This window comes from Altererythrobacter aquiaggeris (assembly GCF_037154015.1).
In the GTDB taxonomy this organism is placed as follows: Bacteria; Pseudomonadota; Alphaproteobacteria; order Sphingomonadales; family Sphingomonadaceae; genus Aestuarierythrobacter; species Aestuarierythrobacter aquiaggeris.
Window position 1 is genome coordinate 2564546 of record NZ_JBANRL010000001.1, and the last position, 12928, is coordinate 2577473.

At 56.7% G+C, this 12928-nt stretch carries 13 protein-coding genes and 1 tRNA gene; 6 read left to right on the forward strand and 8 right to left on the reverse strand.

Annotation, left to right across the window (positions count from 1 at the left end):
* The first annotated feature begins 69 nt into the window (after nt 1-69).
* The 3 genes from WFP06_RS12685 (at nt 70) to WFP06_RS12695 (ending at nt 1639) form a co-directional block, all read left to right on the forward strand.
* Nucleotides 70-564, forward strand: a complete 495-nt coding sequence (locus WFP06_RS12685) for an ExbD/TolR family protein (protein WP_336987700.1) — start codon at nt 70-72, stop codon at nt 562-564.
* A 33-nt stretch (nt 565-597) separates the two neighbouring features.
* A complete protein-coding gene (locus tag WFP06_RS12690; protein WP_336987526.1) occupies nt 598-1029 on the forward strand; it encodes an ExbD/TolR family protein in 432 nt (143 codons plus the stop codon).
* 121 nt (nt 1030-1150) lie between these two features.
* Nucleotides 1151-1639 (forward strand): ExbD/TolR family protein, encoded by a 489-nt coding sequence (locus tag WFP06_RS12695; RefSeq protein WP_336987527.1) that lies wholly within the window; start codon nt 1151-1153, stop codon nt 1637-1639.
* Nucleotides 1640-1722: 83 nt separating this feature from the next.
* On the opposite strand, the gene WFP06_RS12700 is transcribed toward WFP06_RS12695, so the two are convergent.
* The 7 genes from WFP06_RS12700 to WFP06_RS12730 all read right to left on the reverse strand — a co-directional run bounded on the left by WFP06_RS12700 (nt 1723) and on the right by WFP06_RS12730 (nt 8910).
* Nucleotides 1723-4173 (reverse strand): ligase-associated DNA damage response DEXH box helicase, encoded by a 2451-nt coding sequence (locus WFP06_RS12700; protein WP_336987528.1) that lies wholly within the window; start codon nt 4171-4173, stop codon nt 1723-1725.
* Between the two features lie 27 nt (nt 4174-4200).
* A complete protein-coding gene (locus tag WFP06_RS12705; RefSeq protein ID WP_336987529.1) occupies nt 4201-4788 on the reverse strand; it encodes an urea carboxylase-associated family protein in 588 nt (195 codons plus the stop codon).
* A complete protein-coding gene (gene gntA, locus WFP06_RS12710; RefSeq protein WP_419716231.1) occupies nt 4785-5465 on the reverse strand; it encodes a guanitoxin biosynthesis heme-dependent pre-guanitoxin N-hydroxylase GntA in 681 nt (226 codons plus the stop codon). Before gntA ends, WFP06_RS12705 begins: the two co-directional genes overlap by 4 nt.
* A gap of 69 nt (nt 5466-5534) precedes the next feature.
* Nucleotides 5535-6368 carry a DUF2059 domain-containing protein gene (locus WFP06_RS12715; RefSeq protein WP_336987530.1) on the reverse strand — a complete coding sequence of 278 codons (834 nt, stop codon included), beginning with the start codon at nt 6366-6368 and terminating at the stop codon, nt 5535-5537.
* A gap of 25 nt (nt 6369-6393) precedes the next feature.
* Nucleotides 6394-7797, reverse strand: a complete 1404-nt coding sequence (pgmG, locus tag WFP06_RS12720; protein ID WP_336987531.1) for a phosphoglucomutase/phosphomannomutase PgmG — start codon at nt 7795-7797, stop codon at nt 6394-6396.
* A 9-nt stretch (nt 7798-7806) separates the two neighbouring features.
* The gene (locus WFP06_RS12725) at nt 7807-8094 is read right to left on the reverse strand and encodes a J domain-containing protein (RefSeq protein ID WP_336987532.1); all 288 of its coding nucleotides are present in this window, start codon (nt 8092-8094) and stop codon (nt 7807-7809) included.
* Between the two features lie 3 nt (nt 8095-8097).
* Complete coding sequence (locus WFP06_RS12730) at nt 8098-8910, reverse strand: division plane positioning ATPase MipZ (RefSeq protein ID WP_336987533.1); 813 nt, start codon at nt 8908-8910, stop codon at nt 8098-8100.
* 86 nt (nt 8911-8996) lie between these two features.
* Here WFP06_RS12730 and panC point away from each other — a divergent pair, with 86 nt between their 5' ends.
* Nucleotides 8997-9860 carry a pantoate--beta-alanine ligase gene (gene panC / locus WFP06_RS12735; protein WP_336987534.1) on the forward strand — a complete coding sequence of 288 codons (864 nt, stop codon included), beginning with the start codon at nt 8997-8999 and terminating at the stop codon, nt 9858-9860.
* Nucleotide 9861: 1 nt separating this feature from the next.
* Here panC and WFP06_RS12740 read toward each other — a convergent pair.
* A tRNA-Gly gene (locus WFP06_RS12740) sits at nt 9862-9935 on the reverse strand.
* A gap of 154 nt (nt 9936-10089) precedes the next feature.
* Between WFP06_RS12740 and cysD the strand changes: the two genes are divergently transcribed.
* Nucleotides 10090-11004 carry a sulfate adenylyltransferase subunit CysD gene (cysD, locus tag WFP06_RS12745; RefSeq protein ID WP_336987535.1) on the forward strand — a complete coding sequence of 305 codons (915 nt, stop codon included), beginning with the start codon at nt 10090-10092 and terminating at the stop codon, nt 11002-11004.
* Nucleotides 11004-12926, forward strand: coding sequence for a sulfate adenylyltransferase subunit CysN (gene cysN, locus WFP06_RS12750; RefSeq protein WP_336987536.1), 1923 nt, complete (start codon nt 11004-11006; stop codon nt 12924-12926). Before cysD ends, cysN begins: the two co-directional genes overlap by 1 nt.
* The last annotated feature ends 2 nt before the right edge of the window (nt 12927-12928 follow it).

The window sequence follows — 12928 nt, forward strand, 5'->3', positions numbered from 1 at the left end:
ACAAATACGAAGCAAATAACGTAAGGTAGTAAAATGGCTGCAGCAGTCGCAGATGATACTGACACTCCGATGTCGTCCATCAACACGACGCCCCTGGTGGACGTTATGCTGGTGCTCCTGATCATCTTCCTAATCGCCGTTCCGGTCGCGATCCAGACGATCGAGAAACTGAAAATTCCAATTATGGAATCCGTCGAGTCCAAGGATAAGGTCGAGAATTTGCTGTTGACGGTAAGCTCTGCCGATTCCGCAGGACTTGTCCCGGGCGAACCGGGATATGAAGGCTCTTCGCGCGAGGGGCGGTGCCTGGTGTATTTCAACAACACCACGCTTGTCGATTCGACCGAGCTGCGTGAGGAAGGTTTCAAGCGTCTTGACGGTATCGTCCAGCGTGCCGGTGGTCCCGAAGTGATCATGGAAAACCCTGAACTGATTCCGGAAGTACACATTCGCGGCGACGTTAACGCCCCGTGGTCCTGTGTGGCCGGTGCTATCTACAATGTGCAAGCAGCCGGTTATCCGACTGTCGGTTTCATTTCGAATCCGGTAGCCCCGGGTATCTGATCGCAAAGCGAACGAATTTAAGGAGTAAGCCAAATGGCAATGTCAGGCGGTACCGATGACGGTGAACCGATGATGGAAATGAACACGACGCCGCTTATCGACGTTATGCTCGTTCTCCTGATTATGTTCATTATTACAATTCCGGTCGCGACCCACGCGATCAATATCGACCTTCCGGTCCCCAATCCAAACCCTCCACCCGATCAGGTGGATCCGGTGAAAAACAAGTTGATCATCACGCCGGATGACCAGCTGTTATGGAACGGCGCTGCAATTGATGAAGGCACGCTTGTTTCGTACCTCAACGAATCGTTAGGTATGGCGGTCGAGCCTGAATTGCAGTTTGAACCCGAAGCGTTGGCAAGTTACGAACTTTCTTCCCGCGTGCTGAACATTATCAAGGCGTCCGGAATCACGAAGTTCGGATTTGTCGGTAACGAGAAATATCGGGAATTCGCCAAGTAATTTTCCCCTCTCGAATGACGGAACAAGGGGCGGATTTTTCCGCCCCTTTCTTTGTTTCCCGTGATCCGCCCGGCGATAACTGCTTCAAATTCGCGGATTTCCATTTGCTGGGCTGCCATGATTGGGCTGGCCCCGCGCGCAGCCCGCCATCCCCCACCCCGCCGCGCAGGAGGAATGTCCGTTGGCCGCTGCCCTGATCCTCAACCCCGCCGAACCGTTGGCCGAACTTAACACCACTCCGCTTATCGACGTGATGCTTGTGCTGCTGGTCATGTTCATGATCACAATACCCGTCGCCACACATAACATTCTGGTCGATTTACCTTCGACTGACGCGGTGTCCGAACCAATTTTGCATGAAAATAAAAACCGGTTGATCGTCACTGGCGATGACCGGATCCTCTGGAACGCGCAACAGGTGACCGAGGCGCAACTGGTGTCGATCTTGCTACAATCAAAAGCGATCCTCCCTGAACCCGAGTTGCAATATGCACCCGCTGCGCTGGCAAGCTATGAGATGTCAGCCAGAGTTCTGAATATCGTGAAATCTTCCGGCGTGACCAAGTTCGGTTTTGTCGACAATGAAAAGTACCGCACTTTAGGCACGTGAAATTCGGCGGGTGCTTCCGGCGGCCCGAACCACGCTTTGCCGGTTCTGTCCGTCCAACAATTCGCTCGAAAACGGATCGGGCTTCAGGTCTTGTCGCCCGGACGCATGGCGGCCGCCGCGAGGCTCTCAGCCTCCAGCAAAAGTTCATCGTCCACTTGGCCTTGCGGCACGCTTTCTCTGCCTATCATCACCATCACAGGAACCGCGAGCGGGCTGACACGGTCGAGATCGACATGTTCCAGCTGATCTGCCGACCGTTCGAGCAGGTCAGCCAGCCTCCCGACATCGGTCAGGCGTTCGCGCGCATCGGCCCAGGCTGCTTCAATGAGCACATGGCCGGGCTCATATTTGCGCAGCACATCATAGATAAGGTCGGTCGAGAAGGTGACCTGTTTCCCGCTTTTGCGTCTGCCCGGATGCTGCCGCTCCACCAAACCCGAAATGACGGCGACTTCGCGAAACGCGCGGCGCAGCAAATGCGATTCTTGTACCCAATCGGTAAATTCGTCTGTCAGAATGTCCGGCGAAAGCAGCGGCAGATGGTCGTCCACCGCTTTTAGTCCCCATACAGCCAGACAATAATCATTTGCTACAAAACCACCCGGCTGCAGACCTCGATCCTCCATCCGGCGAGTGATCAACATCCCGAGCGACTGGTTCGCGTTCCATCCCTCAAACGTGTAATATACGCTGTACTGGCGCTTGGCATGGGGGAATGTTTCAACCAGCAATTTGTCCGGCCCTGGCATCTTGCTTCGCCAGTCCTGCATTTCCAGCCATTCGCGGACGTCGTCCGGAAAGCGCGCCCAGCTGGCGCGGTCCACCAGCATATCACGCACACGGTTCGCCAGATGCGTGGTCAGCGGCATACGCGCGCCGCCATAAGACGGGATAGTTGCCGACTTTGCCGAGGCCCGGACGAGGATATCCATGTCTTTTATCTCGATTACTTCGAGCGATGTTCCGGAAAAAAAGAACGTGTCCCCGGATGAAAGCGAGGCAGCAAACCGTTCCTCGACCCGGCCCAGTGACCGGCCGTTCTTGAACCGCACTTCAAGCATTTCGGCGTCCATGATGATGCCGGCATTCAGCCGGTGGCGCGCGGCGTGATCGGGCTGCGTCAAGCGCCACGTCCCATCCTTCAAACGAACAATCCGTTTGAATTTATCATACGCCTTGAGCGCGTATCCACCCGTCGCGACGAAGGACAGCACGCGCTGCCAAACGGTGTCATCCACCCACGAATAGGCGAGCGACGACCGTACCTCCGCCAACAGTTCCCGCTCACCGAATGGCCCCGCGCAAGCGCAGGCCATCACATGCTGTGCCAGAACATCCAGCCCGCCCGGTCTGAAATCTTCGCCATCGCGCTGGCCTTCATCAACGGCGTCCTTTGCCGCAGTAGCTTCGAGAAATTCGAAACGGTTGCCCGGAACGATCAATGCGCGGCTCGGCTGATCCAGCCTGTGATTGGCACGGCCAATCCGCTGGAGCAGCCGCGACGAACCTTTTGGTGCGCCCATCTGGACAACCAGATCAATATCACCCCAGTCCACCCCCAGATCCAGACTGGCGGTCGCCACCAGGCAGCGCAGTTCGCCTCGCGCCATCGCGCCTTCGACCTTGCGGCGCGCCTCTTTCGACAATGATCCGTGGTGAATTCCAATCGGCAGTTTATCCTCGTTGATCTCCCACAACAGCTGAAAGATATATTCCGCGAGAAAGCGCGTGTTGGTGAAGATCAACGTCGTCTTGTTTTGCCGGACCTGCTCATACAATTGGGGCACGGCCCATTTCGCGGCGTGCCCCCCCCACGGCACCCGCTCCTCGTCGGGCAACAATATCTCGACCTGCGGTTCAGCGCCCGCCTCACCCTCGATCAACGCGACCTGATCAATGTCACCCCATGGCGCCAGCCATTCACGAAAGCGCTCCGGCTCTGCCACGGTCGCGGAAAGTGCCGAACGCAGCATATCGGGCGCGACAGCCTGCAGGCGTGACAGGGCGAGAGCCAGCAGATCGCCGCGCTTGCCCGTCGCAAACGCGTGTACCTCGTCAATAACAACGCGCTTGAGGCTGGCAAACATTTCGGCGCTGCCGGGGTAAGACAACAGCAGAGAAAGCGATTCCGGCGTCGTCAGCAGAATATTGGGCGGGCGCAATCGCTGCCGCTGTTTCCGATTGGAGGGCGTGTCGCCGCTGCGCGTTTCCACCGTAATTGGCAGCCCCATATCGGCAATCGGAGCCATCAGATTGCGCTGAACATCATGCGCCAGCGCCTTTAACGGAGAAATATAGAGTGTGTGCAATCCATCGGGAACATTGCCGTCACCAACGCGCGAGGCGGTGAATGCAGCCAGTGTTGGCAGAAAACCCGCCAGCGTTTTCCCGGCGCCCGTATCAGCGACCAGCATTGCATGCTTATTCGCGTCAGAGGCTGCCAGCATCGCTGTCTGATGGTCACGAACACGCCAATCGCGCCCGGCAAACCAGCTTAGCAGTTCGGTGGGAACATTAGCTGTTGCGTCGGCCATTATCTATCCCAGCCTATGCAAAACGGGTCAGCCAGCGATTTCGTAATCGATGGGTTTGAAGCTACCGCCATTCGAGGCATAGGCCGAACAGGCAGTCAGGCCGATGAGCAGATCCATTTCGGCGCGCAGGCTGATATGATCGCCCGGTTTGCTAAGCGGAGGATCGACCTTCAAATTGCCGCTCGTGCCATCGACCGGAACATTCATGAAAAGGTTGAAGGCGCATGGAATATCATCTTCGCCAACCCCATACGGTCCGAGCGCCTCCGCGAGGTTGCCAAAACAGCCGCGGTGTGCCGGATGTTCGGGATAGAAATGGCGGAAGGTGGCCTTGCTGCACGGGGTTAAAAGGAAATCGTGGCAACCCACAGTGTCCGCGGTGATTGACAGCATCACATTGGAGCGATTGGACCATAACCGGTTACCGGTTGTCAGCTTGATTGTTTCTTCATAATCGAACGTACGGCCATTCGAGATGACCTGGCGCGGGTCCCCCAGCGAATAGGCCAGCATATCGGAAACCTGTTTGCCGTCCGGATCGATTACCTTCAGGGTTTGCCCGGACATTAGCTGGAAGGCGGTTCCACTACGCGGCGGTATCCGCACCAGCGTCACGAAGCGCGCTTGTCGCTAAACGGGCAACGCCATTCGTCATTCACTGCGCGGCCCGAATATTGGCGCGCCGCGCTTGCTTCACCGTGATTTGACAGCATCGGATTGGGCGACCCGGCAAATGCTTCATCGCGTTTCAGAATGGTGTCACGCATCCGGTTGTACCGGCCCTGCTGGCGCAAGGCTTCGAACTGGTCGTGAAGGTTGAAAACCATCGTCGGACGGGAGAACCGGCGCGCCGGCCGTGAAGCAGATGGATGCAGGCCAACCACAAAAAATCCCTCACCGCCAAAGCTTAACGAGAAATGCGGATCATCCGGATCGGCGCTGACGCGGTGATCGTAGGGTTGACCCAGCCATGCATCCTTGTCGGCAAATGACTGGATGCGCTGCCACATCAACTGCTCGAAGCCGGTTTCGGTAAGACCGTGCGGCCCGTCAAATACGACAGCCAGACTCCGCAAGCCGCCCGGTGCGGCGCGGTATTCGCTCGCCCAACACATCAGTTCGCGGTGGATCGCCAGATCATCCCACCCGCTATCGAGCGAATGCGCTGCCAAGACTTTCAAGGTACCGCGTGCCATGGCCGATTTAGCACCCACGCACGGGAAATCTGCACCGGAAATACGCGCAAACAAATCACGCTCGGCCGTTTCGGCATCCAATTTAGCGACTAACAATACAGCGTTCCTTCAGGATGGATACGAGCGGCGCCCCGAGCGGTTCCGGCGGTTGTGCCGTTTCGCGGCTTACTCGATATCATCAGCCGCCACGCCAAGCAGGGCGGACAACTGCGCTTTTTCCGAAGCACTTAGGTCTTCAAGTTTTCGCGGTGCGGCATAAGCCTCACCCAAGGCACCAAATTCGCCCACCATTTCGGGAAGCAGTTCAAACAGTTTGGGTATCATCTCGCTCATCGCCGACATCACCTGCGGATCGGTAAAGACCGATATCGATTCCGCCGCGTAACGGCTGCCGACCGGTGTCATGAAGAACCGGTTGAGTTCGATCATCTCGTCGTTAGTAAACCGCTGCGCGTAGGCGCGCGCCAGCCCTGCCTGATAGGCGGGTTCGATCCGCGCCAAGACTCTTGTTACCAAGCCTATTGTCGAAGTCCGAAAGGCTTCGCTGCGCTGCTTGTGGACCGGATCGATAATAGCCATCGCAGCGTCACGGTCCGCCTCGTCCATGGCCGACACTTCCGTTTCACTCATGCCGGTGATTGAAGCGATCGTTTTGGCCGGGCCAGTTTCGATTGCTTTGCCCGTTACGCCGCCCAGCATCGGCTTCAGCGTGTCGTCCATCATCGCGAGCAAGCTGCCATCGGGAAAAATCTTCGCAATGACAAGTTCGGCTTGAGGAATTCTGGCTTCTTCCTGCACGCTGAGCGGTCTTGCCCTGAACACATCCCCGAAAAGATCACCGAACAGGTTACTGAAGTCAGGCAGATTTTCATCGTCAGGAACCGCGTCGATGGCAGGCGCGATAGGAGGCGCCTCCTCGGCAGCGTCAACCTGGCCCCAGGCGGGTGTCGTCAGAGCGGCAGCTAGCGGTAAAACAAACAGCGCAAGGGCGGATCTCATGTTACAATTTCCTATGACAGCCAAATTAATGTCCGGCGCTTGCGCCGCGCTTGATGCCTGACTTTGCCAACTGGTCATCTATTTGGGCAACCAACCGCTCCAGACCCGCCTCGCTATCGCTTTCCGCTCTGGCGACCAGCACATCCTGGGTGTTTGACGCGCGCAGCAACCACCAGCCGTCAGGCGTGGTAACCCTCACTCCATCCGTGCCGTCAACTTCCAGATCCGTGGACGCCAAGCGCTGTTCAACTTCTGCGATAGACGCGAACTTGCGCGCTTCATCCACCTGAAATCGCATTTCGGGCGTGTTGATCATCTGCGGCATATCGCTGCGCAACTGCGTCACCGATCGGCCCAATCTGGCGCTGGCCGCGATCAGCCGGACACCGGCGTATAATGCATCGTCAAAACCGTAGTAATCATCAGCAAAAAAGACGTGACCGCTCATCTCGCCCGCCAAAGGTGCCCCGGTTTCCTTCATTTTGGACTTAATCAGACTGTGGCCGGTTTTCCACATGACCGGCGTGCCGCCGTGTTCCGCGATGTGTTCGAACAGCGCCCGCGAAGCTTTCACATCGGCTATAATAGTAGAGTTTGGTAACTTTTTCAGCAGGTCTTCAGCGTAAATCATGAGCAATTGGTCGCCCCATATCACCCGCCCTTCGCCATCGATTGCGCCGATCCGGTCCCCGTCGCCATCGAATGCAACTCCAAAGTCGAGGTTCTTGCGCGCGACCAACTGCCGCAAATCTTCCAGATTGGCTTCAACAGTGGGGTCAGGATGATGATTGGGAAAAGTGCCATCGACATCGGTGTAGAGCAAATGATGCTCGCCCGGCAGCCGCGCGGCGAGCGCCTCGAGCGCGGGACCGGCCGCGCCATTGCCGGCGTCCCAGCCGATCCGCAAGGCGCCAAGATCGCTGTCCGCGATACCGTCCAGCCCGGTCAGCAAACGGTCGATATAGGCGGTGCCCACTTCGCGAGTTTCCACGCTGCCGGTTCCGTCCATCCAATCCCCCGCTGCGGCCAGTCTGCCAATGGTCTGGATGTCCTGCCCGAAAAAAGGCCGACCCTGAAATACCATCTTGAAGCCGTTGTAATTGGCGGGATTGTGGCTGCCTGTTATCTGAATGCCGCCGTCCACATCTTCGGCTGAGGCTTCCGCATAATAAAGCGTCGGCGTGGCGACCATGCCAATTGTCACGACATCGCAGCCGCTGGCATTCAAGCCTTCGATCAAGGCACGTTCGAGAATTGGCGAGCTGACCCGGCCATCATATCCTACAGCAACTTTCGATCCGCCGGCCTGTTTTAGAAGCGTGGCAAACCCGCGCCCGATGGCGCGCGCATCGTCAGGGCCAAGCGTCTCGCCGATAATGCCGCGAATATCATATTCGCGCAGGACGGTTGGATCGAAGGTATGGCTCATGGATGTTCCTCAGCGCCCGTCTGGCAATTCATCAAGCAGCACATCGCGCGCTGCAGTGGCTTCGTGCACCTGATCATTACGCCCGCCCTTGTCAGGATGAACAAGCGTGACCAGCCGTTTATGCGCGTCGTTTATTTCCTCCCGGCTGGCGCCCGCGCGAACGCCCAGAGTTTTGCGGGCGCGAAACACAGCCTGCTGGCGTGCAGAAGTTGTGCCGAACATTTGCCATGGCCAACGCCCGAAGATCATTTTGCAGCCCGCGCACAGAAACGCGAGTATGATGACAGATTTCAGCATGGCTCAGGCTAACTCCAGTTCGGGATCGGACATCCTTACTTTGGGCAGTGCGAGCCCCGCAATCAACGAACGCAGTTCTTGCCGCGCAACCAGATGGCTGGTCCCCAGTTCGCCCAATTGCCCCTTATCAAGCAGTGTCAGTCCGGAGGGGAAAAGTTCGCGGTAGATAACCCGCTCCGACAAACCTTTTGCGATGCGGAAACCCACCCTTTTCGACAGCTCGTTCAGCGCCTTGTCAAGCCGCAGCTTGTTGCGCGCTTCGACGTGCTGCGTCCGGTTTCTGACAACGATCCAATCCATTTCGCGCCGATTTTCGTCAATCTGTGCGCGCGAACGTTTGAGCCGGGCCTCCCAGATCAATTCCGCGTAAAAACTCAGCTTGCGAACCTTGAAAGTTTCCGCATCCACTTGCCCGATCAGATCGAAATCCACAAAACTGTCATTCAGCGGGGTGACGAGCGTGTCTGCTTCTGTCGCGGCGTGCCGCGCGAACGGATCATCACGACCAGGCGTGTCGAAGATCAAAAAGTCAGCTTCTTCGCCTAGTCTGCTCGCCATCTCCTCAAGCTCGGCCACGGTGCTTCCTGTGAAGGTTTCGCAAATCGCAGTCGGCAAAGACACCTCGCGTCGCATCTGCGTCTCATCGCGGTTCTCGAGATAGCGGTGCATGGTGCGCTGGCGCGGATCGAGATCGATTGCCGCCACTTTGGCCCCGCGATAGGCCAGCGCCACCGCGACATGGACAGCAGTTGTCGATTTGCCGGTCCCGCCTTTTTCGTTGGCAAATGTAATCCGGTAGGGTTTTTGGCCTGTCACGAAGCGTCTGTTTCCTTATGTCGTTGCTAGGGCGCGTTCCGGCCCGCTAGATAGATGCCGTTACACCTACCGGAGGGCACACAGCCGTGCAAACCATCACCAAGCTGGATTTGTTGAGAAAAGCAGTCGGCGAACTGCGAGCTGACGGCGCAACCATAGCGCTGGTGCCGACTATGGGGGCATTGCATGAAGGGCACCTTACACTCATCCGCGAAGCCAAAAAGCGCGCGGACTATGTCGTCGCATCCGTATTCGTAAACCCTGCCCAGTTTGGAAAAGGTGAGGATCTCGAGGCTTATCCAAGGCAACTGGCCGAAGATTCCGCCGCGCTTGACGGTGAAGGAACTGCGCTTTTGTGGGCGCCCGATACCCGCGAAATGTATCCGGACGGTTTCGCGACAAATATTGTGGTTGCCGGGGTAAGCGCAGAATTTTGCGGCGCGTCACGGCCCGGGCATTTTGACGGTGTGGCTCTGGTTGTCTGCAAGCTGTTCAACCAGGTGCAGCCTGATATCGCTATTTTCGGAGAAAAGGATTGGCAACAGCTCGCTGTCATCCGCCGAATGGCGGCCGATCTTGATCTGCGTCTGCCTAGCGTAACCAGGATCGTGGGCATACCGACTGTGCGGGAGAGCGACGGGCTCGCGATGAGCAGCCGCAACCGTTACCTTTCCAAAGACGACCGTGCCGCGGCAGCCACTCTGCCCCGCGAAATGCGCGAGGCGATTGCCCGGATCGAGGATGGTCAAAGCACCGCATGTGCCTTGGGCGGATTGGAAGATGCGCTGCTGGGTGCAGGCTTCAACTCGGTAGATTACGCGGAGCTGGCGGATGCGGCTACACTGGAAAAACTTGAAAAGTTAGGCAAACAACCCGCCCGATTGCTGGTGGCGGCCCGGATCGGCGGAACGCGGCTGATAGACAACATGGCGGTTGGCGGAGCGGGCTAATTGGAGCGGGTAAGGGGAATCGAACCCCTCTATCTAGCTTGGAAGGCTAGAGCATTACCACTATGCTATACCCGCTCTCTCGGCTGACGCGCCGCTTGCCACCGCAGCAGGCCATCCGTCAACCAGACATCGCATCAGGTGCAAATTTATGGCGATATTTTTGCGGTTTTCTGCGACAAAGGCAATCTTTGTTTGCGGCTGGGCCCCAACGCACTAGCGTGCAATCGACATGGCAAGCGGTCTTACACATCTCGAACGGCTTGAGGCCGAAAGCATCCATATCATGCGCGAAGTGATAGCAGACGCTGTCAATCCGGTGATGATGTATTCGGTGGGCAAGGACAGTGCTGTCATGCTCCATCTCGCCCGCAAGGCATTTCACCCGTCCCCGCCGCCTTTTCCCTTGCTCCATGTCGATACAACGTGGAAATTTCAGGCAATGTACGAATTGCGCCAAAAGGCTGCGCAGGACGCCGGGATGGAATTGCTCATCTGGCAAAATCCCGAAGCAACAAAGCGCGGTATCAACCCGTTCGACCATGGTGCATTGCACACTGATATGTGGAAGACGGAAGGGCTGAAACAGGCATTGGAACACTACAGGTTTGATGCGGCATTCGGCGGTGCGCGGCGCGACGAGGAAAAAAGCCGGGCCAAGGAGCGGGTGTTTTCCTTCCGCAGCGCCAGCCACGTATGGGATCCCAAAAACCAGCGGCCTGAGCTGTGGAACCTTTACAACGCACGGAAATCAAAGGGGGAAAGTATTCGCATCTTCCCGCTTTCCAATTGGACCGAACTGGATATCTGGCAATACATCATGCTGGAGCAAATCGAGATCGTACCGCTGTATCTTTCGCAAATACGCCCGACCTATATGCACGAGGGCCGGCTATTTATGGCCGACGATGTCGAGCGGCTTGAAAAAGTGCTGGGGGAGCGCCCTGAGATTTCCGAGCGGTCGATAAGATTTCGCACGCTTGGCTGCTTCCCGCTGACAGGCGCTATCGAAAGCGATGCTGCAACGCTGGCAGAAGTCGTGCAGGAAATGCTGCTTACAACCACCAGCGAACGGCAAGGCCGGGTCATCGATCAGGATGACGGCGGTGCAGGTATGGAGAAAAAGAAGGCCGAGGGTTATTTTTGATGACCAGGGCCGCCACTAGCTACCAAACCGAAGCGCTTGTTGCCGACGATATTGAAGCATATCTGGAGCAACATCAGAACAAGCAGCTTCTGCGGTTTATTACTTGCGGCAGCGTGGATGATGGAAAGAGTACGCTGATCGGGCGCCTGCTTTACGATTCCAAAATGGTTTTTGACGACCAGCTGGCCGCTCTGGAAGCAGACAGTAAACGGATCGGCACCCAGGGTCAGCAAATTGACTTTGCGCTGCTCGTCGATGGTCTGGCAGCGGAACGCGAACAGGGAATCACAATTGACGTCGCGTACCGGTTTTTCGCCACTGGTAAGCGCAAGTTTATCGTCGCAGATACACCGGGCCACGAACAATACACCAGAAACATGGTAACGGGCGCATCGACTGCAGACGCTGCGGTAATCCTGATTGATGCGCGCAAGGGCGTGCTCGTGCAGACGCGCCGGCACTCATTTCTTGCCCACTTGCTTGGTATCAAACATCTGGTGCTTGCTGTGAACAAAATGGATCTGGTTGGCTATGACCAGAAGATTTATGACGAGATTGTGGCCGAATACCGCAAATTTGCGGACCAGATCGGGATAGAAGACTTCACGGCGATCCCCATATCCGGATTTCTGGGCGATAATATTGCCAGCGCGCCTTCGCCTAATATGAAATGGTACCGCGGGGTAAGCCTGATCGAACATCTCGAAACAGTCGAACTTGCCAATCAGGAAGCACGAAAGCGCCTTTTTCGGATGCCGGTACAGTGGGTCAGCCGACCCAATCTCGATTTTCGCGGATTTGCGGGCCTGATATCCGACGGCCGGATAAAAGCCGGCGACGAAGTGCGCGTCTTACCATCGGGGAAGACCAGCAAAATCAAATCGATCGTCACATTCGGTGGCGACCTCGATGAAGCAATTGCAGGTCAGTCAGTAACGCTGACGCTCGAAGATGAAGTGGATTGCAGCCGGGGCGATGTAATTTCATCATCTGATGTCCCGCCTGAATCTGCCGACCAGTTCGAAGCAACACTGGTCTGGATGAACGAGGAAGCAATGAAGCCGGGCCGCGGCTATTGGCTGAAACTGGCCACACAGACTGTTGGCGCGACGGTGCAGGAACCGAAATACGAAATTAACGTCAACACGATGGAACATCTCGCTGCAAAGACCCTGGGCCTGAACGCGATCGGCGTTGCAGAAGTGCATACTGACAAGCCGATCACCTTCGAACCCTATCGCGACAGTAGAACCTTGGGCGGATTTATTCTGATCGACAAAATCACCAATGCGACCGTCGCTGGTGGTATGCTCAATTTCAGCCTGCGCCGCTCACAAAACGTCCATTGGCAGCCAACCACCGTCACCCGGGAGGATCACGCTGGACGCAAGAATCAGCTGCCACGCTTGCTTTGGTTTACGGGTCTTTCCGGGTCCGGCAAGTCGACCATTGCAAACGAGGTCGAGAAACAACTGGCGTTGATGAACCGGCACACATTTTTGCTCGATGGTGACAATGTCCGCCACGGTCTGAACAGGGATCTCGGCTTTACTGAAGCCGACCGGATAGAAAATATCCGCCGGGTGGGCGAAGTCGCAAAGCTGATGACTGACGCGGGTCTGATCGTACTTACCGCTTTTATCAGTCCGTTCCGTGCTGAACGTGAAATGGTTCGCAGAATGCTGCCAGACGGCGAGTTCATGGAAATCTTTATCAACACTCCGTTGGAAGTAGCCGAGAAACGCGATGTAAAAGGGCTATATAAAAAGGCCCGAAGTGGTGCGCTCAAGAACTTCACCGGTATCGACAGCCCCTATGAAGTGCCGCAAAATGCCGACCTTATCATAGACACGGCGCAAATGAGCCCTGCCGAAGCTGCGCGGTATATTATTGGCGAGATGATTGCGAACGGCTGGCGCTAGGC